This window comes from Mycobacterium sp. E802 (assembly GCF_001666875.1).
Taxonomy (GTDB): Bacteria; Actinomycetota; Actinomycetes; order Mycobacteriales; family Mycobacteriaceae; genus Mycobacterium.
This window is the reverse complement of record NZ_LZJD01000151.1, coordinates 20036-46463: the sequence shown is the minus strand read 5'-3', so window position 1 is coordinate 46463 and position 26428 is coordinate 20036. Positions and strand designations below refer to the sequence as shown.

Sequence of the window (26428 nt, the reverse complement as noted above, 5' to 3'; positions counted from 1 at the left end):
GACGACGTCGAGTTCGGAAAGCGGTTGCGGGCCTTCATCGTTTCCGAGCCCGGCGCCACGCAGGACCCGGCCGACATCAAGCAGTACGTCAAGGACAACCTGGCGCGCCACAAGGTGCCACGCGACGTGGTGTTCATCGACGAACTGCCGCGCAACGCCACCGGAAAGCTCCTGCGGCGGGTGTTGACCGAGATGCAGGTCGACCCCTGAACTACCAGACGCGCACGTAGTCCACGAGCATGTCGGCCGGGTCCTGCGTGGCGCCGGGCTCGGAAACGATGAAGGCCCGCAACCGCTTTCCGAACTCGACGTCGTCGACACCGACCACCGCCACATCGGCGACGTCGTCGCGTTGCTCCAGCAGGTTCTCCACTTCCTGCGGAAAGACGTTCTCACCGCCGGAGACGATCATGTCGTCGTCGCGGCCGTCGACGAACAGCAGACCGTCGTCGTCGAAGTGGCCCATGTCGCCGCTGGACATGTAGCCGTCGATGATCTGCTTGGTGCGACCGTCGGTGTAGCCCTGGAACGGCGCACCGTTGCGGATGAAGATGCGGCCGCGGCGGTTTCGGCCGTGGACGCGTTGGTCGTGCTCGTCGTAGAGCACCACCTCGCAGGTGACCGGAGCCCGGCCCGCGGTGCCGGGCGCGGCGCGCAACTCGGCTGGGGTGGCGACCGACGCGATGGCGCATTCGGTGGAGCCGTACATGTTGTAGAGGACGTCGCCGAACGTGTCCTGCACCCGCGTGGACAATTCCGGGCTCAGCGCGGACCCGGCGATCAGGATGACCTTCAGTGACGACGTGTCGTACTTGGCGATGACGTCGGGGCCAAGTTCGACCATCCGGTGCAGCATGGTCGGAACGGCCACCAGCATGTCGGCCGAATGCTCCGCGATGAGTTTCAGGGTGCCCTCGGCATTGAACCGCCGGGCGGTCACGATCTTGTTGCCCAACGCCGCGCCGACGCCGTACGTGGCCCAGCCGGTGCTGTGAAAGATCGGCGAGACGATGACCATGGTTCCCTTGCGGGGGAACGGGATTCGGTCGATGAGCTGCGCCGTGGCCAGAGGTGACACCGAACCGCGGGGCGCCCCCTTCGGGAGCCCGGTGGTGCCGCTGGTAAGGATGACCGAACCGCCCGCCGTCGTCGGCGCCGGCAACGGGGCGGTGGAATTCGCGGCGACGAGCTCGTCGAGCGTATGGGCGCCCGCGGGCAGCTCGGCGCCGTCGTCCACCCAGGTCACCACGCGCGGCAGATCGGTGGGCAGCGCGTCGAGCAGCCCGAGGAACTCGCTGTCGTGCAGCATCACGCTGACCTTCTCGCGCTCGCAAACCTGCGCGAACTGCGGTTTGGCGAAGCCGGTGTTCATCAACACCATCCGGGCGCCGAGCTTGCCGCACGCGGCCATCGCGACCGCCAAACCGCGGTGGTCACGGCACAACACACCGACCACCGATCCTTCGGCCACACCGAGTGACTGCAATCCATGTGCCAGTGCCCAGGATTGATCGTCGACCTGTTGGTAGGTCAACGTGCCACGCTCGTCGACGATCGCCGGCAGGGTCGGGAATCGGTGGGCGCCTTGGATCGCCATCGTGGCCTGCGGTCCGTAGACCGGGGCGAGTTTGGCGGCCCGGACCGTCGACTTGAGATCCGTCAGGTCGAGCACGCCGGTGGCGGCCAGCCGCCTGACCGCCTGTCCCGATTCGGCCGCCCGCTGCAGCGTGTGTTTGATACTGCTCAGCATTCCGGTCACACTACGCATCTGCCGCCGGAGAACAGATCGCACGTCGTCTCCAACCCGTTGAGCACGCCGGCCGGGATGGCGGAGATGAAGTCGGTCAAGCTGATGGCGCTCAACGACGTGAGATCGGTGGCCTTCTGCGTGCCGATCAACACCGCCACGGCGTTGCCCTCGGCGGTGGTGATGGTGAACGTGTCGTCGCCGTCGCCGTACTGCCCCGCGCAGTCGGTTTGGCACGCCCCCGTCTTGGGATCGATCTTCTCGTCGAACATGTCGTTGATCCATCCGGAGGACAGCTCCCGCACCGCCAGCGGGTTCTGCGGTTGCGGGAAGCCGGCGACGAGGTAGGCCACGGTCTGGATCAGCGGGTTGCCGCCCTGCATCGGATCCATGTGCACACCGTCTTCGAGCACCACACCGGTGAACTGCCCCGGCCTGGCCTCAGACAACTGGTCGTTGACGTCGCTGAACACGTTGAGGAAGTTCAGCGGGGCGCCGATCTCGTAGATCGGGATGTAGTCGTTGGGATCGTCGTCGCTCGGATCGAGCGTCCCGTTTGTTTCCAGTTCGTCGAGCCGGCTCATCGCGTCGGGGACGATCGACCCCATGGGCACCGCGTCGTAGGTGACCACACCGGCCAGGTGATTAGGTGCCTCCAGGCCTTCGTCACGCCGGCGGGTCAGCCCCTCGGCGTAGTACCCCGCGACCCCGGGGGCAAAGCCGCCGCCGAGCGAGTGCCCGACGAGCACGAAGTCCAACGGCACGTCGAGATCGCCGGTGCGACCGGCCTTGAGCTCGGCGGTGTCCAGGCTGGCGTTCAGCGCGGTGCGGTCCGGATCGAGGAACAACTGAGCGACTGCCTCGTGCAGGTTGTCACCACCGAGCCACATGCCGTCGGCCTCGAACGGGTTCGACGTGAAGGTGGTGGTGACGACGATGCTGTTGGTCGAATGAGCCAGGTACGACGCGGTGTAGCTGTAGAGCGGGCCGTTGGCCAGGAACCCGTGTTGCAGGTAGATCATCCGGGTGGGTCCGGGCTGGCCCTCCTGCGTGGTGGGGACATACCAATTCGATTCGACCTCATGGCCTTCGGAGATCACCAGGGTGGAGGTACTGACCTGGACCGAATCCCGCAGGCCCGGCGGGATCACCGGGTCACCGCCGACCACGCGTTCCAGCGTGGCCAGGGTGTCGAAGATGACGTCACCGAGCAGCGACAACGGCTTCGGGTATTGCTGCGGCTCGGGGTTGAGCGCCAGGGCTCCGAGGCTGCGCAGCACATCGTGGATCGGCTCGAGGGGATCGTGCGGGCTCGGGGTCGCGGCCGTCGAGGCGAGGCTTCGGATACGCCCGGCGTCGGCCTGATCCTTCGTCATGGCGGCGCGCAGCATCGTGCCGACCGGGGCCTCGGGTTCGGTGGCCGGCGTGGGCGTCGATGTCGGCGCTGGCGGATTCGCCCGCTCACGGGCCGCGGTGAGCGCCGAGCGGATACTGATCGGCGGCCGCACGCGGACCTCGACGGCTTGTGGTGCCTCCTCGACGGTGGCCGCGCTGTCATCCCGAAAGAACGTGCGCGCCTTGGCCGTAACTGAATCAGTGACGTGCTCGGGGGCGTCGGCGGTGGTCGTCTTGTCGACTTTTTCGGCGTTCTCGGCTTTGTCTTCCTTGTCGGCCTTCTCTGCCTTCTCTGCTTTGGCAGCTCTGACTGCCTTGGCGCCCGAAACCTCGGCTTTCACCCGCTGTTTCGCGGTGCGCGCCTTCCGCTGCTGGGATCGCTGCGAGGAATCGTTGTGCGTGGCGGCCGACCCCGCGTCTTTCTTCGATCCCCCGTCCTGATCGGCATGGGCAGTTCCCGCGCCGGCGAGCATGGCCGCCGATATCCCCGCCGTGAAAACCCCGGCACCCACCCACGCTGCGACTCGTGTCATCCCCGCCCCCTGTGCGTCCACTTCGACCTTTGGCACGCTAACGGGAGGCAGTGGCTTTGCGGGCGGGATTCGTCGAGATCAGTTGGTGCAGCCGGGCGTCAGGCCTCGCTCATCCCGTCGACGGGTTCGGGCACACCGCCCTGGCGTACGGCTTTCTCGATGCGCTCACCGAGGTCGGTATCGACGTTGCGCCAGTACTCGAAAGCGCGTTCCAAGACGTCACCGGTGACCGCGCCGTGCAGCGCACCGGCGATCTGTTCGACCGCCGCGCTGCGTTGCGCGTCATCCCACACCTCGCGCACCATCGTGCCGGGCTGACCGAAATCGTCGTCCTCGGAATGCCGGCTGTAGGCCGCACGCAGCAGCTCGCCGTCGGTTTCCCAGCCGTCCTCGGCGGGCCCGGTGATGTCTGCGAACGAGCGGCCGGTGCTGTTGGGCGCGTAGACCGCCGCGGCACCGGAGTGGTGATACGTCATCTGGCCGTCGAACATGTAGGTGTTGACGTCGACGCCATCGCGCGGCTGGTTCACCGGCAGCTGGTGGAAGTTGGTGCCGATCCGGTTGCGTTGGGCGTCGTTGTACGCGAAAGCGCGGCCGAGCAACATCTTGTCCGGCGACAGGCCGATGCCGGGCACGGTGTTGCCCGGGGAGAAGGCGGCCTGTTCGATTTCGGCAAAGAAGTTCTCCGGGTTGCGATTCAGGGTGTAGGTGCCCACCTGGATCAACGGATAGTCGGCATGCGACCAGGTCTTGGTGAGGTCGAACGGGTTGAACCGGTAGTCGGCAGCCTCGGCGTAGGGCATCACCTGCACCGAGAGTCGCCAGCTCGGATGTTCCCCGCGTTCGATGGCCTCGAACAGGTCCCGGCGGTGGAAGTCGGCGTCCTCACCGGCCAATGCCGCGGCTTCGGCGTTGGTGAGGAACTCCATGCCCTGCTCGGTGTGGAAGTGGTACTTGACCCAGAACTTCTCGCCTCCGGCGTTGACCCACATGAACGTGTGCGAGCCGTAACCGTTCATGTGCCGCCAGGTCCGCGGCAGGCCCCGCTGCCCCATCAGATATGTAACCTGGTGTGCTGATTCAGGATTGAGAGTCCAGAAATCCCACTGCATCTGGCCTGAGCGCAGCCCGGAATCGGGTAGCCGCTTCTGGCTGCGGATGAAGTGCGGGAACTTCATCGGATCACGCAGAAAGAAGATCGGGGTGTTGTTGCCGACGAGGTCGTAATTGCCTTCGGAGGTATAGAACTTCATCGCGTAGCCACGCACGTCGCGCCAGGTGTCCGGGCTGCCCTGCTCCCCGGCCACGGTGGAAAACCGCACCAGGAGGTCGGTTTCGGTGCCCTTCTGGAACAGTGCGGCCTTGGTGTACTGCGAGACGTCCTCGGTGACCTTCAGTACGCCGAAGGCTCCGGATCCCTTGGCGTGCGGGCTGCGCTCTGGCACGCGTTCCCGGTTGAAATGCGCCATCTGTTCGAGAAAGTGCACATCGTGTAAGACGATGGGCCCGTTGGCGCCGACCGTCAGCGAATTGCGGTCGCTGGCAGCCGGCGCTCCGCTGCCGGTGTTCGAACCGGTTGGGGATGCACTCATGTCGATCTCCGTTCAGTTGGGCTGTTTTCTGGGCTGTCAATCGGGGCGTATACCCCAAAACATCACTTCCGCCTCGTCGATCCGGTATTCGGCGTCACCATGACCACCAATCTTGCATAAAGCAAGAGTTGTCGAGTGCAATACTGAAATTTATGGACGAGACGATGATCGCCACTGCACTGTTGTCCGGGCCTGATGCGATCATGGCCGCAGACCGAAACGGGTTGATCACGTTCTGGAATGGCGGCGCCGAGCGACTGTTCGGGTTTTCCGCCGAGCAAGCCGTCGGCGAGTCGCTGGACCTGATCATCCCGAAGCGGCTGCGCGCTCGGCATTGGGCCGGGTGGCATCACGTCATGGAGACCGGGAAGAGCCGCTACGGGGACGGGGACATGCTCGCCGTGCCGGCCGTGCGGGCAGACGGCTCGACGATCTCGGTGGAGTTCGTCATCCACCCGCTGGCCGACGCCCACGGCCAACTGCTCGGTATCGCCGCCACATTGCGTGATGTCACCGCCCGTTTCGAGGAAACCCGCGAGCTGCGGCGTCAGCTTGCCGAACGCGGATGACCAAAACCGCCGTCGACGAGTTGCTGGCCTTCGAAACGGCGACCCGCGATCTGGTCGGGGTGGCGTTGCGCAGCCTGGAACAGCTTGAGGTTTCGCTGCCACAGTTCCGGCTGCTGGCGGTGTTGCAGGAGCGGGGCCGGTCCACCTCCACGCAGTGCGCGAAGGTGCTTGGCGTGGCCGGGTCATCGGTCACCCGCCTGGCCGACCGGCTACACGCTTCAGGCCATCTGGTGCGGGTTGCCGACCCGTCGAACCGCAGAATCGTCGCCTTGGAGCTGACGCCACAGGGACGCAAGCTGGTCAAACAGGCCGCTGTCCGGCGGCGCCGCGAGCTGAGCCGTGTCCTGGACCAGATCGACCCCGCCGAGCGGGCCACCTGCGCGGTCGTCCTCGCCACCCTGCACGAACGGTTCGACGATGGCCGCGCTGATGCGCCGACGCCGATACCGCTGTAGCCATCTCGTCCTTGCCCCTGGCCATACTCCGGAGTTCGGCGTAGTTTTTCTACAAGTCCATATTGTAAAAACGCGGAGGGTGGGTAATGAGCATCGCCGATGAGGCCGCTGCACTGTGCCCGGTGTCCCGGTTGTTCGCCGGGGCCAAGATCAGCGTGGAAGCCGAACTCGAATGACCGTGAGCGCCACCCTCGAAGGTGAACACCGCACGATCGACGACGGCATTTTCGCGTTCCTTCGCTCCGACGCGGCGACGGTGACCCCCGAGCAGCGCACCGGCCTGCTGGATGCCATCGCGCTGCTCCGGCGTCACATCTACATCGAAGAGCAGTACCTGTTTCCCCCGCTACGCGCAGCCGGTCTGTTCGGTCCCGTGATGGTGATGGTGCACGAACACGGGTTGATGTGGCCCCTTCTCGACAAGCTCGAGCGGCTGGTTGTCGACGACAAAGACGCCGCCAGCGCCGCGCAGGTGTGCCGAGAGCTGTTGGAACAGCTCAACTCTCACAACATGAAGGAAGAGCGGATCCTCTACCCTCAGGCCGACAGCACCCTGCCACAGGGTGACCTCGACGAACTGGCCGAGTTGTTCAGCGTCGCTGCCCTTCCCGAGGGTTGGGTCTGCGGAGGCGTAGCCGTTACTTCGGAGTGACGGTCTCGGCGAACATGCCGCCGCCCTTGTTCAGCCAGCTGATGCTGCCGTGCTGGAACTCGGTGATCCAGCCGCCGTTGGTGGCATCCGGACCGCCGCCCGTCTCGTCCTCATCTTCCGTGGGGAAGCCCAACTTTCCTGCGGGGCCGCCATTTTCGTTGTACACCCGCAAGATCTCACCCTGCACCACGTGGGCGCCCGTGGAGGGTGAGGAGAAGATGGTGCCGTTGGCGAAGGCCTGCACCGTGCCGTCTCCGACCTTCTCCGGTTGCGCCGTCGGGGCACCCAACGTGGCCTCACCGCCGGCTTCGGAATAGGCCTTGGCGACCGGAGCGTCGAGCGTCACCTCACCGACACCGGGAGCGTTGATCGTGGTGGGTGCGCCTTCAACGGCGGAGGAGACCGCGGTCGAGGCCGAGCTGGCCCCGGATTTCACCGCACTCGTGCCGGCGTCGACCGCCGAGGAGGCGGCACTCGTCGCACTCGACAAGGCGTCCCTGGTTTGGTCCTTGGCTTCTTCAGAGCATGCAACGGCAGCCGCGCCGGCGATGGCGAAAGCTGCAGCGAGCACACCTGTGCGTTTGATCAGCTTTGGGTTCATTTTCCGAACGTAACACCGGAGACAACGACACGTGTGTAAATACCGAGATACCCGTAGATCCATCTACTAGGCGCTTTCGCCGATTTTCGCCAGCCGGTGCGGCGCCCTTCAGAGCGGCGAGCTAACGCCTTGGGAACGAAGCAGTTTCGAAGGCGTGGTTATCGTGGAGTATCGGCGAAGGAGGACCAATGAGTTCCGAGACGCAGCTCGACCGCACCGGTGCGGCGACCACCGTGACCGAGCACTCCGACCGGTTCACCATCGAGGTCGAGGGCAAAACGGTGGGCCTGGCCGATTTCCACGATCGCGACGGCCGCCGCATTTTTCCGCACACCGAGGTCAACCCGCAGTATCGCGGCCGCGGCCTGGCCACGATCCTGATCGCCGAAGCCCTACGTTCGACGCGGGCCGCCGGGCTGCGGATCGTGCCGACGTGTTGGGCGGTGGCCGAGTACATCGATGCACATCCGGAGTATGCCGACATCACCGATCGGTGAGTGCGCTTACGCCTGCGGCGTGACCAGGTACTTCTCCCCCGTCGCCTTCTGCAGGTAGCTGTGGAACGCCTCGGGTTCGAGCATGCCGGCCAGGGAGACCTCTTGCGTGTAGGTGCTCGCGAACGTCGTGGTGAGTTCCGCCGCGACACGGGCCCGCAGCCGCGCGATGGTCTCCACGCCGGCACTGGCAAGAAACGGTGTGAGCAGCCAACCGCCCACGCCCCAGGCCATCCCGAAGTTTCGGGTCAGGACAGTCGGACTCGTGTCGAGGCTGCCGTAGATGTACACCTGCTTGTGCACGCTCGACCCATATCGCGAGTACTGCGCGGCGGTGGCGTTGGCGGCCCGCTCCATGCCATTGAGGATCTGGCTGGCCAACGTGCCGCCGCCGGTGGCGTCGAACGCCAGCGTCGCCGACGTCGCCTTGAGTGCCTCGACGAGATCCTTCTCGAACGACGGTGACTTTGAGTTGCAGACGTAGGCGGCGCCGAGACCGCGCAGGATCTCCTCCTGCTCGGCCTTGCGGACGATGTTGACCAACGGCACCCCGTCGGCCAGGCATGCTTTGACGAGCATCTGGCCGAGGTTCGATGCCGCCGCCGTATGCACCAGCGCCGAATGTCCTTCGCGGCGCATGGTTTCCAGCATCCCCAGCGCGGTGAGCGGGTTGACGAATGACGACGCGCCGTCTTTGGCCGTCGCTCCCTCGGGCAGCACCAGACACGCCTCGGCTTTGACCACTCGATATTGCGCGTACATCGCGCCACCAGCGATGCCCACTTTGCTGCCGAGGAGCGCCTGCGCCTGTGCCGACTCCCCCGCCGCCACCACGGTGCCCGCGCCTTCGTTGCCCACCGGAAGTGAGATGCCGACGCGGGCCGCCAGCCCGGCCAGCGCCCCGTCGCGCAGTGGTGCGGTGACGACGGGACGGTCCGGCGTGCCCGTGACCGTAGCCGCCGACATGTCGGCGGAGCTGGGAATCAACAGACCGAGATCCGACGGGTTGATCGGCGCGGCTTCGACCCGAACCACGACGTCATCGGCGCTCGGTGTCGGCACCGCCACCTCATGTAGCGATAGCTCCAGCGTGCCGTCCTCGGTCACCAATGACCGCAGTTCCAGAGCCGTCTTGGGCAGTGCCTCAGTCATGTCTGAACACTACGTCGCCACACCGAGCTTGTCCGGTGACCGGACTAAAGCCGGCCGGCAACGAAATCAGCTGCCTGCGCGACCTTTCCGGACTGCACGTAGGACACGTGAGCACCCATGTCCCAGCCGCCTTCCCAACAGATGGGGTCGCCCTGGTTGCACTGGTCGATGGAGTTGGCGGCGTATTGCGGCGTCAGCGTCGGCAATGCTCGCCCCGCGAGCAGGCCGGAGAAGCTCGTGCGCGGGGTGCCGAACAGTGCGGTCGCCGCCACGTGTTCGGCGGTCTGGGGCGAGGCCTCATTGGTGGCCAGTTCGATGACCGCCGCGCCCTGGGAATAGCCGCCGAGCACCAGCTTGGTGTTCGGGCAGGTGGCGGCGATCGACTCGATGAGGGTGCGCGAGGCGTCGGTGCCGGCCGGCGTGCTGACGTTGAAATCGTTGGTGGCCGGGTACTCGACCGCCGCCGCGTCGACGGTGCGCGGCGCGACTCGGGCCCGCAGATCGTCGACGAACGGTGCGCCGACGCTGCCCAAACCGGGCGGTTCGTTGGTGCCGCGGGCGAACACCACCTCGATATCAGGACAGGGTGCGGCGGTGGCGGGAGCGGAGGTGACCATCGGAGCGGCAACGGCTAATGCCGCGAACGTCAAGATCAAAGCAGGCTTGCTCGTCATACCGATCGATCGTAGAACCGCTCGGGGCGTTCCCCCGATCAGTGGACATCCGATTCGGGCGATTCATGGCCTGACCGGCGGACAGACGTGGTGACCTCCGGCCGGGATGGTGATTTCAACACACCACTCGAACCGGCGACCCCGGTTTGACTCGCCACAGTGGTTTAACTGCTCAAACGCACCGCGTTAGTTCACTGACACTGTCTGTGCCTGATGGCAATTCGTGATGAACACCTGCTGCAGGCTTTAGCGTCGGCTGTAGGGCAGGCCGATCGGCGTTTCCCAGCGGACACTCCTACCGGTGCTGACCTCATCGCCTTCTGACGAGAACTCGGCATACCGCGGCCTGCGCCTCATCCCAGGCGGTCGCCGACAGTATCCGCTGACCGATGCGTTCTTCGCCCGGACCGGGCGCTCGCAGACGGGGGATTTCGATGAGTGCGATCAAGCCCGCGCCCCTAGCTCTTTGCTGGCCATCTGCGGGTCTACCGGCGGCTCCGGCATACTTGTCGTACGGTGGGGCTATACATAGGGCGTGGAGTTTCACCAGGTTATCCACATGAAAGGGGGCATCATGACTGCGATAGCTAGACGACACGAGGCACACGTCCACATGGTGACCCCGGAAGATGCGCGCTTGGAGATTGAACGCCTACTCAAGAGCGTCAACGTGACACGAGACGAGCTGGAAGCACGCGGCGAAGCGTGGGATCTTGACGCCGACGAACGCGGTGTGCTTTCGGATATCCGTGCCCTCGAGTTTCTGCTGGGGCGGGCCACCTCCGACAAGTGACGACATCGCTCGAGCAGCAAGCAGAGGACTTTGCAAACGAGCTCACCCTGACAACTCGCGCTGTCGTCGGAGAGGACACCCCGGCCTTCTTCGCGGTTGCGCTGCAGGAGGCTGACGCGTTTCGTGTCCGACACGAACCTGCAAGCGGCGTCATCCTTTGCGACAGGGAAGCCCCAATCTTGCGACTGGCGGTCGACTACATATGCATTTACGACGGCCACAACCAATTCATGGCGATCGAAAAGTCCAAGATCCATGTTTTCGTCGAGCCGAACGGCAAAGAGCCGCTATTTCGATACGAGTTCAGCCGCAACGTAATCGGGGGCATTCCTGGAGCACACATACAGTTCCACGGAACTCACGCTGAATGCAGCAGGCGATGACAGACTGGGTCTGCTGCGGCGAGGTTGGGTCGCAGCTAGCATTGGCCCTCGCAAGGGTTCCCCGTGAAAGCCTTTTCCGCCCTTGGATGCTGTAAGAGGTGGCACGAAATGAGCGCACTTGATAGCGGCACGCTTGGAACTCGCGTTGTGACCGACCTCGACGAGATCGCCCAGTCGCGCGCGTTCTACCTGGAAACCTACGGGTACCGGTTGCCCTTGCAGGACGCTGAGCGCGCGGCCGGCCTCACCGAGGCCAATATGTGGGAGGCGTGATGCCCAGCGGCGTAGCGCTTCCAAGTTGTGCACCGGGGCAAGGTGGCTAGGCCCAAAGATTGAGCGGCCAGACTGCCTGAGGGCTAAGCACCAATATCTGCACTGATGAAATCCCAAGAAACAGAAGCGCACCGGCCCAAAACGCATAGAGGCTGGAATTTCGTCGACGGCGCAACGTTACAACCGCGCCGCCTGCGGCAAAAATAAAAGCGACCACAAACGCTGTGCTCACGCCTAACGAGTAGAGGGCAGCGCCAAGGATGACCGCGAACACCGCGTAAAGAACGAGGCCAGCCAGAACGCCGAGGACGAGCCAACCCGCAACCGTCAACGCTCGCTTCATCTTTGCCCCGTATTCGGCACGGCGATTGGTGGCAGCCCTGGCGGCACCACCGGTGGGCCTGTGTTCGGTACGACCCCGCGCGACTGTTGAATGTTGTCTGCCAGACGATCAATGTAGGGCTGCCAGTTCAGATGTGCCACGCCCGTATACATACCCCTCAGCACTGGCCCCACAGGCGGAGGCTGGGTACCGGGGCCGGGATCTGTGATGTGCGCGTTGACGCCGAGGTGTATTTCCCCGTCGTGTTCGAAGAAGCGGAAGTGAATGGTGCTGCCCGGACCGTCCACGTGGCCGGGCAGGGTAACGAACTCGATGTTGATCTCAGACCCCGTTTTCTCGGCCTGGGTGACCTGCACGGGGAAGTTGGCCATTTTCACGCCGGCCATCTTGATCTCCAGGGGAAGTTTGTCGCCCACCTTGGGGAACTCTTTGGGTGCTCCTCCCATCGGGAAGTTGCAGTTGAAGCACCGGTGCAGCTCATTCCACACATCATCAACCGTAATCCCCTCGCCCGCACTCTTGCCGCCGGAGACTTTGAGATCGGTGGTCAGGTCCAAGTTGTACTCCCAGGGCTTCTCCGGCAGCGGGAACTGGGGAGACTCCGGCACCGAGCCGAAGCTAGCCGCCTGGACGGACATGCGCTCACTCTCACCGTCGAACAGAATTCCATTTAGCTCGGTTGCCTTCGCCTGCAAGCGATCTCCGACGAGCTTGTCGGCCTGAACGAGCTGCTCGATAGTCCAGCGGATATCTTCGGCATGCTCCTTCAAGGCCTTGTTCCGCTCGACGATCGTGGTGATGTCGTACTTGCGGGCATCGGTCACCGAGAGGTCCTCACCAACGCTGAACCCGTCGTTCTCGGCTGCCCTGATCGCCTCCACGGCTTTGTCCTTGGCAGTTTTGATGTCGTAGCTGCCGTTCTCGGCGAGGTCCGCAGCCTCACGCAGCACGCCGCTCTGGCGGCCTACCACCACAACATCATTGGCAACCCGGTCAACTGCCGCGTCTTTGGCGCCACCCTCCCAGGTGGTCCCGCCTGGTGCGGAGATGTTCTGCCGGTGTTGATCGAAGGCGTCCTCGCTCACGGTGGCCGCGATCCGCCAACTACGGGCGGCATCGGAGAGGTGCGAGATGCTCCATTCCTCGATATCGGATCGCGTGGGGAGAGGAGCGGATGCGGCTGCGGGACTCACACTGACACCGTGGTGATGGCGTCGTGACCATCGGAGTCTGTGATGTCGTAGCGGGTGCTGCTCACCGAAAGGGCATCGGCCTGGCCGGCCATGCGCTCCGACTGACGATTCCTCATGGCAGTGAGCGCAGCGTTGACCGCAGCCACGCCAGCGCCACTGGGCCGTGAGGAGGCGGCGACCTCGAAAGAACCGCTGCCCAGGCCCGCTGCCACGTTATCGCTGCTTGCCGATGCAGTCCGAAGTCCAGCGGCATCCACATGTAGTTCGTTTGCCATGCCAATCCCCCAACCGGCCAAAACACTGGTTGCGAGCGTACCTCAGTGTTGCTGAGCGCCGTGAAGCCGATTGATGCGCCAGCGAAGCGGTCCACTTGGCAAACCGAGCTGGCAGCCGAGTGCGTTTCGCCGGATCTACAACAGCGCGACAGCATAGGTGTCGGCATGAGCCCAAGACACTGAAGGTGCGGAGGCAGGCGACCGCGACAAACCCGAGTGCGTGAACGTCGCGACACACGAAAGAGCTGGAAGCAGCTAGGCAATTGGCACAGGACAATTGCCGGCTGGAACCCGACTCTACAACCGACGAACCAAAGAACAAGCGGTCCCAGGGCATTCATTCGCAAAATCGAGCAGACCACCGCTGATTTCAGTGTTCACCGGTGACGCTGCACAAGTGATGCGCCAGGCCGACATCGACGAGGCGCCGGCGGCAAGAGCACCAGCGAGTCTGGTGAGCTACATGCGGCCTGGCGCCGGATCAAGCTGCTCGAGCAGGAGAACGAAGTGCTGCGCCGGTCCGCTGCCCATCGATCGCAGGCAACCTGCCGGGAAAAGGCTCTATCCCCTCGTGAAAGAGCTCGCCCCCGACGGAATTCCCATGGCGGTGACGTGCCGGGTCCTCGAGCTCGCCCGCCAACCGTACTACCGCTGGCTGGCCGATCCCATCAACGACTCCGAACTCGTCGAGGCCTACCGCGCCAACGCACTGTTCGACGCCCACCGCCAAGATCCCAAGTTCGGCTACCGCTATCTGGTCGACGAAACCCGCGATGCCGGTCAGCCGATGGTCGAACGCACCGCCTGGCGAACCTGCCCGCACAAATCGCTGTGTCCGTATTCACCAAGAGCAAGCGCTGCAAGAACGGCAAAGGACGACCGCCCGTCCACGATGATCTTGTCGAGCGCGACTTCACCGTTGATGAACCAAATCAGTTGTGGCGGCCGACATCACCGAACACCGCACCGATGAAGGCAAGCTTTATCTGTGCGCGATCAAGGACGTGTTCTCTAACAGCATCGTTGGGTATTCGATCGACTCCGGATGAAGTCCCAGTTGGCCACCGCAGCCCACAGTAATGCGGTGGCACGCCGCGGTGATGTGGCGATTGCATTCTGCATTCCGATCGCAGACATCCAATTCAGGTCAAGAAGATTCGTCCGCGAACTCGACCGCTACGAGATGCTCGCATCGACGGGCCACGTAGGCGCCGCCGACGACAATTCGGCCATGGGAAGCTTCCTCCCCCTGTCCAAAAAACCTGCTCGATCGCCGTCGCTGGCACGAGAATAGCTGCGCATCGCCATCGTTACCTGGATCGAACGGACCTACCACCGCCGCCGACGCCAAGCCGGACTCAGACTGTTGACCTCGATCAAACAGAAGCCGTCATGACCACACCGGCCGGTCAGGCCACGAACCGACACCGTCAACTGATCGTGCAGCAGCAGACCCCTCCAATGTCAGAGCCGGCGTATACGATAGCCCGGCTATTGATCGGTTCTAGACTCGGGGGAAATTTGGCCACCACCATTGCCATGTTCAACAACAAGGGCGGCGTCAGCAAAACCACGACCTGCTTTAACCTTGGGTGGATGCTTGCCTCCCAGGGCAAGAAGGTGATCCTTGTTGACGCAGATCCTCAGTGCAATCTAACCGGCATGGTGTTGGATCTGAGCGGCGAAGATGCACTCGATGAGTTTTACAAGGCTAACCCCGGCCGAAACCTCAAAGACGCTCTAGAGCCTGCCTTCAAATCGCAGCCCAAGCCTCTCGTCGCCGTGGATTGTGTGGAGGTGCCAGATCGTGATGGACTGTTCCTCATCCCCGGCCACGTGGCGCTGGCGGAGGACGAGACGTCACTCGGCATCGCCCAACAGCTCTCAGAGTCCCTGCAAGGTCTTCGTAATCAGCCCGGCAGTTTTAAGCGCTTGTTCGCTTTGACGGCCGAAAGATACGAAGCAGACTACGTCATATTGGACCTCAGCCCCGGTCTTGGCGCAGTCAACCAGAATCTCGTGGCAACCGCCGATTACTTCATGGTTCCCTGCAGCCCAGATGTGTTCTCGGTTATGGCGATTGACTCGTTGTCGCGTGTTGTCCCCAGATGGATTAACTGGGCACAGCGAGCCGCGAATCTTGATGTACTAAAGGAAGCCGATTATCCATTCAGTTCACCTGACCTGAAATTTCTTGGCGTCCTAGTTCAGCGCTTCCGCCTCAAGAGCGGCAAGCCGACCAAGGCATTTCAGAAGTATTTCGATAAGCTAAATGAGGCCATATCGCAGACCCTCGTGCCTGCGCTGGCGAAAGCGGGAGCAATGTTGCCCGCTGACGCTTACCACGCGGTTGGGATGGACGACCATTTTGTTCTCGCCGAGATCCCAGACTTCAATACTTTGATCGCACATTCACAGCAAGAAAGGAAGCCCGTCTTTACCCTCACGCAGGAGGAAGTGGGTCGCGCAGGAAAGTTATGGGGAAACCAAGAATCCAACATCGAGAGCTTTCGACAGACATTTACCGAGCTGGCTGAACGCGTCGAGTCGCTAACCAATTCGGATACCTAAAGACAATGGCGGCTGCACGTCTAGCCCAATTCGCCACTAACATCAGCCGTTCACGCGAGCTCGTAGGTTTGGGACAAGCTCTGTCCAGCATGACTCCACTCGATCTCACTGATATGTACCGAGCGGCACTCGTGCAGGCAGTCGCTGCACTTGACGCATGGGTGCACGACGTCGTGCTGGATATGGCGGTCGAAATTTTGATCGGCTTAAGACCTCCCGGTAGCAACACAAAGCTAGGGCTGAATTTGGGTGCCACGACTCAGTTGCTGTCCGCGCCGAACGCCTTGGAATTGGAGATGCGATCGAAGGCACTAGTCAATGAAAGACTCAGCGTGGAGACGTTCCAAAAGCCGGACGACATCGCCAAAGCGTTCGCGATGGTCGGTATTACAGCGATTTGGTCCACGGCCTTCGGAAACGCTGAGGCTGCGAAAACTGCCCTGAGCGTGGTGGTCCGTAGACGAAACCAGATTGTCCACCGATGCGACATGGATCCTTCGGGAGTGGCGCCCTACCTAACGCTGTCGGACACTGACGCTCTCACTGCGATTGACACTATTGAGGACACTGTCAAAGCTCTGGACTCCCTGTTGTAACTGAGTTTGACCAATGTGGACGCGGTGTGGACGCAGCAGGCTGAAAGTGTGGGCAACACTGCGTCAGCTGGCGCCAAACCTGCCCCTACCGGCACTCCTTGTGCCCCCAGTCGGACTCGAACCGACACTTGGCGGATTTTAAGTCCGCTGCCTCTGCCAATTGGGCTATGGGGGCTTTGCAGCTCAGAGCATACTTCAGGCCGTTTCGGCCTTTTTCTGACGTCCCGAGTACCGCAGTGATACCGCAGTACTGTCGATGGCCTTGCCCAGCGCATCGGCGACACCGCTCAGATCATCGTTGAGCAAGTGACCGTAGCGGTCGAGCGTCATCGCCGCCGTCGCGTGTCCAAGTAGCCGTTGCACGACCTTGACGTTAGCGCCTGCGCTGATCGCCAGCGACGCCGTGGTGTGCCTTAGGCCATGGGGTACCAGCCCCTCGATCCCGACTTCGGCGCACGCATTGTCGAACGCCCACCGGTACTCGCCGAGCGGCAAGAACCCGCCTTTGCGGCTCGGGAACACCAGTGCATTCGGATCGGTAGGCAATTCAGCGTGAAGCCGCTTCCACACAGGTTCGGGTACCGGCACGTGGCGATCCCGCTTCGTCTTGGTCGTTGACTCGACGATGCCCTTACCGGTGACCGCGGTCGCGGACGATCGCACCGTGAGCACGCGGTCACCCACATGCCGGCGCCTCAGTGCTACGGCTTCGCCGAACCTCAGCCCGCAGTAGCCGAGGACCAGCGTCAGCGTCTCGAACCGATCGGCAGCCTTGGCCAGCATCAACAGCTCGGCATGACTCAGATACCGCCGCTCACGCTCGGCTTGTTCGGGAAGATCCTCATCCCGCTTTATCTCCAGAGCGACGTTCTTCGCGACCTTGCCGGTTCGTTGCGCGTATTTGAGGACAGCGCCGACGAGCTGGTGCGCCTGGGTGATCCGGCTTGCCGACAGACCCGCGCCTCGTTGCCCACCATCGACAGACAGAGCGCCCAGCCAGGTCGAGTACGACTCGTAGTCGAGCCGTTTCAGCGGGACGTCTTCCCACTTGGGCAACACCACCGTGTCGAGCAACGAGCGATACCCTGCAACGGTTTTCGGCTTCCGATGCTGTTTGGTGGTGAACCACTGCTCGGCGACCGTGCCGAACGTTTCGGCACTCTTGCGGGGATCGACATACTCACCGCGCTGAACGTCCGCAGTGAGACCGTTCAGATAGGCCTGTGCATCCGGCTTGCGCTGGAAGCTCTTGGTGCGCTCGGCTCCGGTGGCATCAACCCACCTGACGCGCCAGCGCGACACCTTGCCGTACACCGCGGATCTCTCGGTGCGCATCGTTCCGTCCGGATCTTTGACGCGCTTGTGCCAGCGGTCGTCGATACCCGCTCGCTCGTTCCGGGTGATCACGAATCGAACATACCGCAGTAACCCGCGTCATCCGTCCGCTTTGCGATCCATCGTTCTTCGACCTTCGGCCAACTCAATCCGAAGCACCATGACCGGAAATACTTTTCGGTCAATGTGGCTGTGGTGGTGGACACGGCGCCATAGCCGCAGTCACTGTTGGCTCAGCCAAACCAACCGTAATTCAGGAGGAATCTGATGGAATTGCTAGGAGCCAAGGAAGTCTCGGACCTGACCGGTGTCCCGGTTGGGACGCTGAGGTACTGGCGTCATTCGGACATCGGTCCAGCGAGCTTCACCTTGGGCCGCCGGGTCGTTTATCGACGCGATGAGGTTCTGCGATGGATCTCCCAGCGGGAGAGCACAACCCGGCGCGGAGGCGGCGACGCCGCGTGACGCCGACGAATGAGAAAGACCTCGGGGTCTAGCCGAGGCCTTTCGTTCGAACCACCCGATTACCCAAAACGGAAGTTCCCCATGAGACTAACCCGTCATGCCGGCCTGCGGAAGCACCACAGGCTTGATTGCCTATGAGCAGCAACGCAGATAATGACAAGAAATCCGTCGCCGCACGCCTGGTCACTATGGCCCAAGAACGCTATCTCCTCGGAGTTTCCGAAGACGGCAAGCCCTTCGGCGCCGAACGCAGCCGGCCCCATCTGGCGATACTACTGCGCGCAGGAAAAGCTGGCCTGCGCGCCGAGCTCGCCTCCCGGTACTTCAATGACACCGGGACCGTTGCCGGCGGCCAGGCCCTCACCGACGCCACGCTGGTCCTCGAAGGCTTGGCCGCCAACCAGCCCCCGGAGAAACTGCACCTGCGCATCGCCGACCACCACGGCACGAGCTACATCGACACCGGCCGACAAGACGGAAAGGTCATCCGCATCGGCCAGGGTCGATGGACAGTCGCCGACTCAGCTCCGGTTCGGTTCTTGCGGACAGCGCTGACCGCCGAGATGCCTCTCCCACCCGCCAACGGTGACGTCAACAAGCTATGGAACTTCGTTAACGTTGCCGTCGAGGACCAACCCGTGTTGCTTGCAGTGCTCATCGCTGCGCTCGTCCAGTGCGATGTCCCGCACCCTGTGTTGGCGCTGTTCGCCGAGCAAGGCAGCGCCAAAACCACGACGACGCGCATGCTGGTCGATCTCATCGACCCCTCCTCTATTGAAGTGCGCCAGGCGCCCCGCGACGCCGACTCGTGGGTGACCGCTGCCTCCGGTTCCTGGGTAGTGGCCCTGGACAATTTGTCCGCGATCCCACCGTGGTTGTCGGACTCGCTGTGTCGAGCTGCGACAGGCGACGGCAACGTCAAACGCGCGCTCTACACCGATGCGGACCTCGCAGTGATCAAGTTCCGCCGCTGCATCATCGTTAACGGCATCGACGTCGGCGCAATACGTCCCGACCTCGCCGAACGCATGGCAATGGTTGATCTGCGACGCATCGAACGCCACACGCGACAGTCTGAGGCCACTCTGCGACAACAGTGGCGCACGGCTCTACCAGGCATTTTAAGCGGGCTCCTCAACCTGGCCGCCACCGTTCATCAACGCCTCGAAACCATCGTGGTCGATGATGCGCCACGCATGGCGGACTTTGGTCGCGTGCTGGCGGCCGTCGACGAACTTTTGTCGACTCATGGCTTACGCCGCTACATGTCCCGCGCAGATCAGCTCGCGGAGGACAGCTTGTCCGGCGATCTCTTCATCGAACAGCTGCGCCACCACATATTAGAACCGCTGCGCGGACAGTCCGGTGTCGACCTGCTCGCCCTCTTCACCCCGACAGGCGATCACTGGCGACGCCCCAAGGAATGGCCCAAGAACGGCCGCGATGTGACAAGCCTGCTCCGTAGACACGCGCCGGCGCTGCGAAACCTGGGATGGGCGATCGAGAACGACGGAGCCCGCAACCACCGCAACGTCCTGCTGTGGACCATCTATCCACCACACAAAGATGTGGCTGCCCATCAAGCCTCGCAGCCCTCGCGTCCCTCGCTGCTACGGCCCAGTCCCCCCGCAGCGCCCGCCCGAGAGAACCCGACCACTTCTAGCGCCGACGAGCGCCGCGACGACCTCTCCGCATAACGGCACCCCGCGGTCCAGATTCGACGAGCTGTCGGTGCCTGCAGGCAGTATCAGGAGCAGCCGAGAGGGAGCAGCTGCGATGAGCCTTGATGACGACCTGGAGAACTTGGCCACTGCCGCGGTCAGCGATTGGCCCGAGATCGTATTCTCCGGCCGGCTTGATGCGGCGATCCGCGACCTATACCGGACGCATCTGCGGTTCCCGCCATCCTGGACCCCGGACGAGCGCGATGAGTTCATCGAGGAACGCGCCGACACCGAAGCCCAACGATTGGCCACCCGGTTCGACGACGCCATCGACGTCATGATCGACGATTTCGGCCGGCAGAACGGGTACTTGCCTCATCATGAGTACGCATCAACGATGATCACCAAAGCACGAAAGGACGCCGTTTACGAGTTGGAGGCCAGCATCGAGTACCTAGCCGATGACCTCGCTCAGACGGTTACGCACACCGCTGGCCGTACCGTCGCGAGCATGACCGGGCGCAGTCCCGCCGCACGACGTCCCAATAGAAATGGCCCTCGCCGAATCAGCTGACTTCTCACCAACTACGGCGCGGATGAACGGCATTGGACAGGTCACGGGCAGCCGTCAGCGTGGCACGATCAAGTTTCTTGAGCCGAGCCTGCTCTGCCAAGCGAGTAAGCAACCCGCGTAAAGCCTCGCCATCGTCCAGGACCCTGTTGGCGGCATCCACCGGTGCGACGGGCCGGTGCGGCTCGGGTGTTCCCGCAGATTGCTTCTGCGATGCAGCGGCTTTCGGGACTTCGATCACGCGAATCGGCGCCCCGTATCGCTGTGCGGCGATACGGGCCGCCGATGCGTCCCGACGACACGTATCCGAGCAATACAGCCGGCGTCGGCCACGTCTAGGAGTGGCGTCCTCATCGAGCATCACCGCATCGCAGCGGACACACCGAGTCGGATCGTAGGCACCGCCCTCGCTCTCATTTCTTTCAACACCATCACAGATCGGATCATCGTTGACTGCAGCGCCTTCGGGTACGACATCAGCAGCTCTCGAACGTGCTGCCGGGGAGATTGCCGAATCATGTCCACCCTCGCCCCCGGCCCGGCGCAGCTGTGCCTGAATCTCACGGACATCGACACCGACAAGCTCAGCGATCTGCGCGAAGGTCAGACCACGACCACGCATCTGCCCGACCAGCGCCTGCAGACCACGAAAGTGACCGGCCCTGCGCTTTACGGCATCAGCACGGATGTTCTCCGCCGCCTGGTCAAAACGCTTGCGCTCCCATGAATCAACAGCACCGACTCTGTGCAGCATTGCACGGATCGACTCGGCATCAGACGCATTGGCGCGATCCCGCCGAGCCCGCGAAGCATTCTTCTTGCGCTGCAGTTCGACCGCCCGATACCGGGCCTTCAGCTTCTCGTTCGCTCCCATGCCTGCAACCTACGAACCGACGGACGAAATAGTCCACCACCACAGCCACATTCGCCTACAACCCAGATTCGTGTGCGTTCGCCAACAAGCACAGCCCCGAGGCCTATGTAGCCACCGGTCAAGGCGCGTACGACACAGCCAGCCGAAGCTCATCGACTTCCAGGCCCGTTAGGTGGGCGATGTCGGCCAACGATTGTCCGGAATCAACCATCTGCTTCACCTGCTTGCTGTACGTGCACAGAGACATGGTGAGTTCCGCCGAAGCCTCAACGCGCTCATGGTCATCGATGTCATCGCCAGCCGCCGAGAGAGTCTCGAGCTTCCACACTTGCACCTCGGCAACGCCAGCCAGTGCACGTGTGAGGATCACGCCATCGGCCATATTGGCCAACTCCCGTTCGGCGTCGGCATTGTCGGTACGCGTTTTTCTATCCACGGCCGAACGATAGGACCCCGCTCCTGTCGGCGGCCACCACCACAGCCATATTCGCCCAAAGTAAAGCGAGCCAACGACAGGCTCCCCGAGGGCTACTCAACCGCACGTGATCCCGACGTGCCGTTTCCGAGGGCGTGTTGCCGCCTTCACGCACGGCCAAGCGGCAACGGCCAGACAGGCACACACCTCTTGCACTCCGGGGCCAGCACGATCATTCAACGACGGACGATATTCGGGTAAAGATCCTCGGCGCGGACACCCCGCGCCCCAAGCAGTGCGAGACCGCGGATGGGAGGAGTTGCCTGCGAGACACCTCACGGACGTAGGGGGAAGAGTTCTCAACGCGGGAAACGGCGGTCCGAACACTGGGGTGGTGCACTCACTTTGCCGGCACGAATCGTCACGCGGATGCCCATGGAATCTGCGCACACGGCCTCGCCGATGACGGCGCCGAACGGCCCTTCGATGCCATCGCCGACGCGATTTGCGAGAAGGCGAAAAGAGCCCGAATACCAGCCGGCTGGACGTTGTGATTTCGTTGTGCCTACCGAGCTAGACGCGCGGGGCGGCCCGTCTGCTTGGTTGAGATCTTCGACTCTTTGGCGTCGCTGTCGGTCTTGCGGTGTGCGGCGAGAAAGTCATCGACGATGTTCGCGCAGTCATTGTGGGTGATGGTGCGAATCCCAGTCATTCGGGCGAAGGCGAGTGGTCCGACGAGTTGGCAGAGCGCCAGTTCCCGGTCGAAGCCGTCAAGTTCGGCTTGTGCTCTCGGGCTGGTGAGTATGGCGTCAAACGGTTCACGGTACTGGTCAACGACTCGAGCCCGTAACGCGCCCGATGTGTGGCGGTCATCAGCATCGTTATTGGAGCCGGTGGGCCCCAATGAGAGCCACGCGAGTGTCGTGACATGCAGCGGTGCGTCGTTGAAAAGGGCGGCTTGGCGGCTGAGCAGTTCGATCAGCTGCTCACGGAGGGGTCCGCTGGTCGGTGCCGGAGTGGTCACTTGTGGAAGTAGGCGTTCGAACGTGGCTGCGAGTAAATGCGACGAACTGTGGAAGTGGCGGTACAGCGTGGTTCGGGCCACTTTGGATGCTTTGGTGACGGCATCGATAGTGACTGCTTCCACCCCACCGGTGCTCAGTAGCGTTGCAGCAGCATCCAGCAGCCGGGTGCGTGACCGGATGCGCCGAGGGTCCACGTCGTCGTCAGGGACTGGCACTGACTGGCTGTCGCTCACTCTTTCACCTCGGCGGCCGATCTTCACGCGATGCTGTCACTGCAGTCTAGCAGTGTGGTACTAACGGTAGCGCAGCGAAACCGCTCGTATTGGAGGGTGATGGTGCCCGAAAGCGTGTTGCCGCCGGAGCGGCTACCCTCGCACACCACGACCTGCATGGGTTGCGGCCCGGACAACCCCCACGGACTGCGGTTGGTGGTGCATCGCAGCGGCGACGCGGTGTACACCGATGTGACGTTCGACGAGCGCCATATGGGGGCCCCGGGCCTGGCTCATGGCGGGGCAGTGGCCGCCGCCTGTGATGACGTCCTGGGCTTCACGTTGTGGATCGCCGGCACCCCGGCGGTGACCCGCACCCTGACGGTCGAATATTTGCGGCCGGTGCCGCTGCATCAGACCCACCGGATTACTGCCCACATCGTCTCTCGTGAAGGGCGGGCGCTGCATGTCACGGCGACAGGCACGGGTGAGGGCGGGATCGCCCGCTTCACCGCCAGTGCAGTGTTCATTGTCGTCAGCCCTGAGCACTTCGCCGCACACGGCGATGTCAGCGCTTTCGGCGATCTTCTGGAGCAGTTCTCGCGCCGCGGCGGTCTGGACCCGGGGCCGTCATGACTTTCCCTCAGGCGCGCAGCCGCGGGAAAACCCTGCCTTCGGAAGCGAACTCGGTCGCTACAGAGAAGCGGGCCGCTAACGCGTCGCGTTCACGCGCCTCCGCACGGCGCCGGGAAACGATTCTGGATGCAGCTTTGGCCGTGGCCGCGGCGGGTGGTTACGAGGCGGTTCAGATGCGGACGGTTGCCGAGCGGGTCGGCATCGCCGTCGGCACGCTTTACCGCTATTTCCCGGCGAAAACCCACTTGCTGGTAGCAGCGCTGACGCGCGAGTTCCGTCGACTCGACTCGGCCGGCGACTGGGCGGGTGGTGAGGGCACACCGCTGGAACGGCTCGAACGGCTCACCGCACATCTGCATGACCGCTGGCAGCGCGACCCATGGCTGACGACGGCCATGACACGGGCCTTCGCCGTCGCAGACACCCGCGCCGCCGCGGAACTCGACCGCGCGGCCGATGAGATCCAGATCCTGCTAGCCCGCACGCTCAGGGGCGGCGAACCCACCCCCGCCGATCTGCACGTCGCTGGGGTCATCTCCGACATCTGGTTGGCCAACCTCGTGGCCTTCAGCGGCGACCGCGCGACAGCCGCCGACACCCGCGACCGCATTGACCGAGCCACCAGGCGCGTCGTGACCAACGCCGCTCGGCCCACCGCCAACCGATAACGATACTACTGGTATCGCAGCGCTACTTAGCGTACTCTTTGGGGATACGGCTCAACGATGCGTCGAAAAGAGACTGCCATGTACACCCAATGGATCGAAAACCTTGTCGTACAACGCCTCTCGCTGCATGGCGGCCTGGTTCTGGATTTCGATGACTACAACGAAATCGTCATCTCCTGCCCCCTGCTATTGACCCTTCCGGCCGTCGACACCTACCCCATCGAGGCGGTGCGCATTGACCCCCTCAGGATCGCGACCCACGAACGCCCACTGCTGAACCTCGCCGGCGCAGTGTGCACCCAGGCCTGTTCTAGCGACGATGGAGGACTACACCTGAGCTTCTCGCGCGGACATCGCATCGATGTCGATCCCGACACTGAACAGACAGCGTGGGAACTCTACGGCATGCGCCACGGCTACATGGCCTGCCTACCTCAAGGACGGGTTCGCGTGGTCCGCCATGACCTCCCCGACACCGACGACGCCAACATCGTCAACATCGTCAACAGCGCCACGCAATCATCGGCGGGGTCGGCGCGGCAGAGCCACTGATGCGGCCGCGGACGCGGCGACGGGTCGACGTGGGCGGCAATGCGTGGATCAGGTTGAACGTGGACCGGACCGCCCTCGCGACATCGAGGCGGGCGAGCATTCCCCGATGATGCTGTCGACGTTTTGCTGCACGCGTTCCGCAGCGATGCCGACCGACGGTGAATACAGCATGATGTGGTCGAGGACGCCGTCGTAGCGTCTCAGTTGTTCACGGACTTCGTGTGCCGTCCCGGCGACGCCCATGGTGTCGATCATCTCGTCGGACACCGCGGCGAACATCGCCGGGAAATCGCGCTGGGCGAATGCTTCCCGGATGGTTCGGCCTTCGCTGGCGAATCAATTCACATCGAGTACCGTCTCGTAGGATTTGACCGAGGAGTAGAACGCAATCTGCTGCGCCAGTTCGCGCCTGGCAACCTCGGCGTCGTCGTGGATGGCGCACATCACCATGGAAATGATTTCCACGTCATTGGGGTCGCGGCCGGTGTGCGCGGCACCCCGGGCGATAGCGGGCCGGACGATCTCCTCGACGTAGGTGGTGGTGAACAGGGGATGTCCGGCCAGGCCGTCGGCCACCCGCCCGGCCGCCTCGCACATCCGGGGCCGGACACCGGCAGTGACGATCGGGATCGGCCGGCTGGAGGGTCCCACGTCGCCGGTCGGGGTGAGATTCATTCTGTAGAAACGGCCCTCGTGATGGATCGGGCCTTCATGCAGGTTCCATATCCGGCGCAGCAGCATCACCAGTTCTTCCATCCGCAGGGCGGGTGCGGAGGTGTCGGGCACGCCGTGCCAGTCGCTCATCATCCGTTTGGTGCCGTTGCCGATGCCGAGTACCAGTCGTCGGTTGGAGAGTTCGTCGAGATCGCGTGCCTCGGTGGCCAGCACCAGGGGGCTTCGGCCGACGGCGTAGAGAATGGAGGAACCGATCCGGCAGTTCTGTGTGCTGTTGGCCATCGCGGCCATGGAGATCGATCCGGACCGGGAGTAGAACTACCGAGGCCCATACGGCGTCGAACCCGGCCGCATCGGCGGCCTGGGCGGTCTGGGCCAGTGACTTCAAATCCGCGCCGAGAACCGACAGGCCGTAGGTGCTCATGACTGGTCTCCTGTGCGCGGGCGCAGGCCGTCGAACATGACGGCGCTGAGGGTGCCGGCGACCACCGTCTCGTCGAGGTGGTTACCGGTGACCAGGTACATGAGTGCATTGATGGTGACCGCGCCGAACAGCGCAATGGACGTCGATCGTGCATCGGGCTGAGCGACGAGGGATCCGTCGCGGGCCCCTTCGACGAGCAGAGTTTCGACGGGTTGTTGGTAGGCGGTATTGATCATCTCGGCGATGGCCGGCATGCGGGCCGCTCGTCCCAGTTCGCCGATGAGTGCACGGCATACCGCTGGCCGCTGCGCCATTGCCCGCAGTTGTGCGCGGATGACGAGTTCGAGGCGTTCGGCACCGGTGCCGTCGGTGTTCACGATCGTGGTCACGGCATCGGAGATGTCCTTGAGGAGGTCTTCGAGCAGGAAGGCAAGGATGTCCTCTTTGCCGGCGAAGTAGTAGTACAGCGTCGCTTTCGGCACACCGGTCACCGCGGCGACGTCTTCGATCTTGGAGTCGTTGAGCCCCTTCTCGGCGAACAAGTCCGCCGCGGCGGGAAGCCGGTCAGAGATCTGACGTGGAATCTTGCGCATTGCCCCACCTGTCCCGTTCGGCCGGTTT

31 protein-coding genes, 1 tRNA gene and 2 pseudogenes are annotated in these 26428 nt (G+C 63.3%); 18 read left to right on the top strand and 16 right to left on the bottom strand.

The genetic code is table 11. From position 1 onward, the window contains the following. Positions 1-210, top strand: a pseudogene (locus tag A5699_RS21725) (acyl-CoA synthetase); the annotation flags it as partial. A gap of 1 nt (position 211) precedes the next feature. Here the strand turns inward: A5699_RS21725 and A5699_RS21720 are convergent. From A5699_RS21720 to A5699_RS21710, 3 genes are all read right to left on the bottom strand, one after another. Next, entirely contained in the window at positions 212-1750 is a 1539-nt protein-coding gene (locus A5699_RS21720) for an AMP-binding protein (RefSeq protein ID WP_082957822.1), read from the bottom strand. Between the two features lie 5 nt (positions 1751-1755). Beyond that, positions 1756-3675, bottom strand: coding sequence for a hypothetical protein (locus A5699_RS21715; protein ID WP_157561387.1), 1920 nt, complete (start codon positions 3673-3675; stop codon positions 1756-1758). Between the two features lie 98 nt (positions 3676-3773). Continuing rightward, on the bottom strand, positions 3774-5267 hold the full coding sequence (locus tag A5699_RS21710; protein ID WP_067773695.1) for a catalase: 1494 nt from the start codon (positions 5265-5267) through the stop codon (positions 3774-3776). A 152-nt stretch (positions 5268-5419) separates the two neighbouring features. On the opposite strand from A5699_RS21710, the gene A5699_RS21705 reads away from it, so the two are divergent. The 3 genes from A5699_RS21705 to A5699_RS21695 all read left to right on the top strand — a co-directional run bounded on the left by A5699_RS21705 (position 5420) and on the right by A5699_RS21695 (position 6943). Further along, positions 5420-5836 carry a PAS domain S-box protein gene (locus A5699_RS21705; RefSeq protein WP_067773692.1) on the top strand — a complete coding sequence of 139 codons (417 nt, stop codon included), beginning with the start codon at positions 5420-5422 and terminating at the stop codon, positions 5834-5836. Continuing rightward, complete coding sequence (locus tag A5699_RS21700) at positions 5833-6291, top strand: MarR family winged helix-turn-helix transcriptional regulator (protein ID WP_067773689.1); 459 nt, start codon at positions 5833-5835, stop codon at positions 6289-6291. The genes A5699_RS21705 and A5699_RS21700 overlap by 4 nt, the downstream gene beginning before the upstream one ends. 172 nt (positions 6292-6463) lie before the next feature. Next, entirely contained in the window at positions 6464-6943 is a 480-nt protein-coding gene (locus A5699_RS21695; RefSeq protein WP_067773686.1) for a hemerythrin domain-containing protein, read from the top strand. Here A5699_RS21695 and A5699_RS21690 read toward each other — a convergent pair. Further along, entirely contained in the window at positions 6930-7544 is a 615-nt protein-coding gene (locus A5699_RS21690; RefSeq protein ID WP_067773683.1) for an LGFP repeat-containing protein, read from the bottom strand. The two genes, A5699_RS21695 and A5699_RS21690, sit on opposite strands and share 14 nt — an antisense overlap. 188 nt (positions 7545-7732) lie before the next feature. Here A5699_RS21690 and A5699_RS21685 point away from each other — a divergent pair, with 188 nt between their 5' ends. Next, a complete protein-coding gene (locus A5699_RS21685) occupies positions 7733-8041 on the top strand; it encodes a GNAT family N-acetyltransferase (RefSeq protein ID WP_067773679.1) in 309 nt (102 codons plus the stop codon). A 6-nt stretch (positions 8042-8047) separates the two neighbouring features. Here A5699_RS21685 and A5699_RS21680 read toward each other — a convergent pair whose 3' ends face one another. Continuing rightward, positions 8048-9190 carry a zinc-binding dehydrogenase gene (locus A5699_RS21680; RefSeq protein WP_067773676.1) on the bottom strand — a complete coding sequence of 381 codons (1143 nt, stop codon included), beginning with the start codon at positions 9188-9190 and terminating at the stop codon, positions 8048-8050. Positions 9191-9234: 44 nt separating this feature from the next. Next, entirely contained in the window at positions 9235-9864 is a 630-nt protein-coding gene (locus tag A5699_RS21675; protein WP_067773674.1) for a cutinase family protein, read from the bottom strand. Between the two features lie 574 nt (positions 9865-10438). On the opposite strand from A5699_RS21675, the gene A5699_RS21670 reads away from it, so the two are divergent. The 3 genes from A5699_RS21670 to A5699_RS29350 all read left to right on the top strand — a co-directional run bounded on the left by A5699_RS21670 (position 10439) and on the right by A5699_RS29350 (position 11313). Further along, positions 10439-10657, top strand: coding sequence for a hypothetical protein (locus A5699_RS21670; RefSeq protein WP_157561386.1), 219 nt, complete (start codon positions 10439-10441; stop codon positions 10655-10657). Further along, positions 10654-11040, top strand: coding sequence for a hypothetical protein (locus A5699_RS21665; protein ID WP_067773669.1), 387 nt, complete (start codon positions 10654-10656; stop codon positions 11038-11040). The genes A5699_RS21670 and A5699_RS21665 overlap by 4 nt, the downstream gene beginning before the upstream one ends. 108 nt (positions 11041-11148) lie before the next feature. Beyond that, the gene (locus A5699_RS29350) at positions 11149-11313 is read left to right on the top strand and encodes a hypothetical protein (RefSeq protein WP_157561385.1); all 165 of its coding nucleotides are present in this window, start codon (positions 11149-11151) and stop codon (positions 11311-11313) included. A gap of 46 nt (positions 11314-11359) precedes the next feature. Here the strand turns inward: A5699_RS29350 and A5699_RS21660 are convergent, their stop codons facing one another. The 3 genes from A5699_RS21660 to A5699_RS30340 form a co-directional block, all read right to left on the bottom strand. Next, entirely contained in the window at positions 11360-11656 is a 297-nt protein-coding gene (locus A5699_RS21660) for an ABC transporter ATP-binding protein (RefSeq protein WP_067773666.1), read from the bottom strand. Then, complete coding sequence (locus tag A5699_RS21655) at positions 11653-12741, bottom strand: hypothetical protein (RefSeq protein ID WP_231965797.1); 1089 nt, start codon at positions 12739-12741, stop codon at positions 11653-11655. Before A5699_RS21655 ends, A5699_RS21660 begins: the two co-directional genes overlap by 4 nt. Before the next feature lie 104 nt (positions 12742-12845). Then, positions 12846-13124: a type VII secretion target gene (locus A5699_RS30340; protein WP_067773660.1), complete on the bottom strand. Its 279-nt coding sequence runs from the start codon at positions 13122-13124 to the stop codon at positions 12846-12848. A gap of 571 nt (positions 13125-13695) precedes the next feature. On the opposite strand from A5699_RS30340, the gene A5699_RS29345 reads away from it, so the two are divergent. The 4 genes from A5699_RS29345 (at position 13696) to A5699_RS21635 (ending at position 16291) form a co-directional block, all read left to right on the top strand. Next, the gene (locus A5699_RS29345) at positions 13696-14097 is read left to right on the top strand and encodes a hypothetical protein (protein ID WP_157561384.1); all 402 of its coding nucleotides are present in this window, start codon (positions 13696-13698) and stop codon (positions 14095-14097) included. Positions 14098-14169: 72 nt separating this feature from the next. Then, positions 14170-14418, top strand: a complete 249-nt coding sequence (locus tag A5699_RS29340; protein ID WP_157561383.1) for a hypothetical protein — start codon at positions 14170-14172, stop codon at positions 14416-14418. A 98-nt stretch (positions 14419-14516) separates the two neighbouring features. Next, positions 14517-15695, top strand: a complete 1179-nt coding sequence (locus A5699_RS21640; RefSeq protein ID WP_197508356.1) for a ParA family protein — start codon at positions 14517-14519, stop codon at positions 15693-15695. A gap of 89 nt (positions 15696-15784) precedes the next feature. Further along, a complete protein-coding gene (locus A5699_RS21635; RefSeq protein ID WP_157561382.1) occupies positions 15785-16291 on the top strand; it encodes a hypothetical protein in 507 nt (168 codons plus the stop codon). Positions 16292-16392: 101 nt separating this feature from the next. Here A5699_RS21635 and A5699_RS21630 read toward each other — a convergent pair. Then, a tRNA-Leu gene (locus A5699_RS21630) sits at positions 16393-16466 on the bottom strand. Between the two features lie 20 nt (positions 16467-16486). Beyond that, entirely contained in the window at positions 16487-17698 is a 1212-nt protein-coding gene (locus tag A5699_RS21625) for a site-specific integrase (RefSeq protein WP_013471007.1), read from the bottom strand. 195 nt (positions 17699-17893) lie between these two features. Here A5699_RS21625 and A5699_RS28765 point away from each other — a divergent pair, with 195 nt between their 5' ends. The 3 genes from A5699_RS28765 to A5699_RS21615 all read left to right on the top strand — a co-directional run bounded on the left by A5699_RS28765 (position 17894) and on the right by A5699_RS21615 (position 20329). Continuing rightward, a complete protein-coding gene (locus A5699_RS28765) occupies positions 17894-18091 on the top strand; it encodes an AlpA family transcriptional regulator (RefSeq protein ID WP_013471006.1) in 198 nt (65 codons plus the stop codon). A gap of 134 nt (positions 18092-18225) precedes the next feature. Beyond that, on the top strand, positions 18226-19788 hold the full coding sequence (locus A5699_RS21620; RefSeq protein WP_067773654.1) for an ATP-binding protein: 1563 nt from the start codon (positions 18226-18228) through the stop codon (positions 19786-19788). A gap of 79 nt (positions 19789-19867) precedes the next feature. Continuing rightward, positions 19868-20329 carry a transposase gene (locus A5699_RS21615; RefSeq protein ID WP_067773651.1) on the top strand — a complete coding sequence of 154 codons (462 nt, stop codon included), beginning with the start codon at positions 19868-19870 and terminating at the stop codon, positions 20327-20329. A gap of 4 nt (positions 20330-20333) precedes the next feature. On the opposite strand, the gene A5699_RS28760 is transcribed toward A5699_RS21615, so the two are convergent. The 3 genes from A5699_RS28760 to A5699_RS21600 all read right to left on the bottom strand — a co-directional run bounded on the left by A5699_RS28760 (position 20334) and on the right by A5699_RS21600 (position 22873). After that, positions 20334-21200: a hypothetical protein gene (locus tag A5699_RS28760; RefSeq protein WP_013471003.1), complete on the bottom strand. Its 867-nt coding sequence runs from the start codon at positions 21198-21200 to the stop codon at positions 20334-20336. A 118-nt stretch (positions 21201-21318) separates the two neighbouring features. Next, positions 21319-21636 (bottom strand): hypothetical protein, encoded by a 318-nt coding sequence (locus A5699_RS21605; protein ID WP_013471002.1) that lies wholly within the window; start codon positions 21634-21636, stop codon positions 21319-21321. A gap of 544 nt (positions 21637-22180) precedes the next feature. Beyond that, positions 22181-22873, bottom strand: a complete 693-nt coding sequence (locus A5699_RS21600; RefSeq protein ID WP_067773648.1) for a TetR/AcrR family transcriptional regulator — start codon at positions 22871-22873, stop codon at positions 22181-22183. A gap of 102 nt (positions 22874-22975) precedes the next feature. Between A5699_RS21600 and A5699_RS21595 the strand changes: the two genes are divergently transcribed. The 3 genes from A5699_RS21595 to A5699_RS21585 all read left to right on the top strand — a co-directional run bounded on the left by A5699_RS21595 (position 22976) and on the right by A5699_RS21585 (position 24708). Continuing rightward, positions 22976-23488: a PaaI family thioesterase gene (locus A5699_RS21595; protein ID WP_067773704.1), complete on the top strand. Its 513-nt coding sequence runs from the start codon at positions 22976-22978 to the stop codon at positions 23486-23488. Further along, positions 23485-24156 carry a TetR family transcriptional regulator gene (locus A5699_RS21590; RefSeq protein WP_067773645.1) on the top strand — a complete coding sequence of 224 codons (672 nt, stop codon included), beginning with the start codon at positions 23485-23487 and terminating at the stop codon, positions 24154-24156. Before A5699_RS21595 ends, A5699_RS21590 begins: the two co-directional genes overlap by 4 nt. Before the next feature lie 78 nt (positions 24157-24234). Then, positions 24235-24708: a DUF6188 family protein gene (locus A5699_RS21585; RefSeq protein ID WP_067773643.1), complete on the top strand. Its 474-nt coding sequence runs from the start codon at positions 24235-24237 to the stop codon at positions 24706-24708. A 48-nt stretch (positions 24709-24756) separates the two neighbouring features. Here the strand turns inward: A5699_RS21585 and A5699_RS21580 are convergent. Next, a pseudogene (locus tag A5699_RS21580) lies at positions 24757-25807 on the bottom strand (LLM class flavin-dependent oxidoreductase). Further along, positions 25804-26400 (bottom strand): TetR/AcrR family transcriptional regulator, encoded by a 597-nt coding sequence (locus A5699_RS21575; protein ID WP_067773641.1) that lies wholly within the window; start codon positions 26398-26400, stop codon positions 25804-25806. Before A5699_RS21575 ends, A5699_RS21580 begins: the two are co-directional and overlap by 4 nt. Positions 26401-26428 lie beyond the last annotated feature (28 nt).

Excerpts from the sequence above, each read along its gene's own strand:
- A5699_RS21720 (WP_082957822.1), bottom strand. The coding sequence starts at position 1,750 with ATGCTGAGCAGTATCAAACACACGCTGCAGCGGGCGGCCGAATCGGGA.
- A5699_RS21615 (WP_067773651.1), top strand. The coding sequence starts at position 19,868 with ATGAGCCTTGATGACGACCTGGAGAACTTGGCCACTGCCGCGGTCAGC.
- A5699_RS21585 (WP_067773643.1), top strand. The coding sequence starts at position 24,235 with ATGTACACCCAATGGATCGAAAACCTTGTCGTACAACGCCTCTCGCTG.
- A5699_RS21680 (WP_067773676.1), bottom strand. The coding sequence starts at position 9,190 with ATGACTGAGGCACTGCCCAAGACGGCTCTGGAACTGCGGTCATTGGTG.
- A5699_RS30340 (WP_067773660.1), bottom strand. The coding sequence starts at position 13,124 with ATGGCAAACGAACTACATGTGGATGCCGCTGGACTTCGGACTGCATCG.
- A5699_RS21635 (WP_157561382.1), top strand. The coding sequence starts at position 15,785 with ATGACTCCACTCGATCTCACTGATATGTACCGAGCGGCACTCGTGCAG.
- A5699_RS28760 (WP_013471003.1), bottom strand. The coding sequence starts at position 21,200 with ATGGGAGCGAACGAGAAGCTGAAGGCCCGGTATCGGGCGGTCGAACTG.
- A5699_RS21695 (WP_067773686.1), top strand. The coding sequence starts at position 6,464 with ATGACCGTGAGCGCCACCCTCGAAGGTGAACACCGCACGATCGACGAC.
- A5699_RS21670 (WP_157561386.1), top strand. The coding sequence starts at position 10,439 with ATGACTGCGATAGCTAGACGACACGAGGCACACGTCCACATGGTGACC.
- A5699_RS21675 (WP_067773674.1), bottom strand. The coding sequence starts at position 9,864 with ATGACGAGCAAGCCTGCTTTGATCTTGACGTTCGCGGCATTAGCCGTT.
- A5699_RS21705 (WP_067773692.1), top strand. The coding sequence starts at position 5,420 with ATGGACGAGACGATGATCGCCACTGCACTGTTGTCCGGGCCTGATGCG.
- A5699_RS21620 (WP_067773654.1), top strand. The coding sequence starts at position 18,226 with ATGAGCAGCAACGCAGATAATGACAAGAAATCCGTCGCCGCACGCCTG.
- A5699_RS29350 (WP_157561385.1), top strand. The coding sequence starts at position 11,149 with ATGAGCGCACTTGATAGCGGCACGCTTGGAACTCGCGTTGTGACCGAC.
- A5699_RS21640 (WP_197508356.1), top strand. The coding sequence starts at position 14,517 with ATGACCACACCGGCCGGTCAGGCCACGAACCGACACCGTCAACTGATC.
- A5699_RS21685 (WP_067773679.1), top strand. The coding sequence starts at position 7,733 with ATGAGTTCCGAGACGCAGCTCGACCGCACCGGTGCGGCGACCACCGTG.
- A5699_RS21700 (WP_067773689.1), top strand. The coding sequence starts at position 5,833 with ATGACCAAAACCGCCGTCGACGAGTTGCTGGCCTTCGAAACGGCGACC.
- A5699_RS21660 (WP_067773666.1), bottom strand. The coding sequence starts at position 11,656 with ATGAAGCGAGCGTTGACGGTTGCGGGTTGGCTCGTCCTCGGCGTTCTG.
- A5699_RS21710 (WP_067773695.1), bottom strand. The coding sequence starts at position 5,267 with ATGAGTGCATCCCCAACCGGTTCGAACACCGGCAGCGGAGCGCCGGCT.
- A5699_RS21690 (WP_067773683.1), bottom strand. The coding sequence starts at position 7,544 with ATGAACCCAAAGCTGATCAAACGCACAGGTGTGCTCGCTGCAGCTTTC.
- A5699_RS29340 (WP_157561383.1), top strand. The coding sequence starts at position 14,170 with ATGAAGTCCCAGTTGGCCACCGCAGCCCACAGTAATGCGGTGGCACGC.
- A5699_RS28765 (WP_013471006.1), top strand. The coding sequence starts at position 17,894 with ATGGAATTGCTAGGAGCCAAGGAAGTCTCGGACCTGACCGGTGTCCCG.
- A5699_RS21715 (WP_157561387.1), bottom strand. The coding sequence starts at position 3,675 with ATGACACGAGTCGCAGCGTGGGTGGGTGCCGGGGTTTTCACGGCGGGG.
- A5699_RS21575 (WP_067773641.1), bottom strand. The coding sequence starts at position 26,400 with ATGCGCAAGATTCCACGTCAGATCTCTGACCGGCTTCCCGCCGCGGCG.
- A5699_RS21590 (WP_067773645.1), top strand. The coding sequence starts at position 23,485 with ATGACTTTCCCTCAGGCGCGCAGCCGCGGGAAAACCCTGCCTTCGGAA.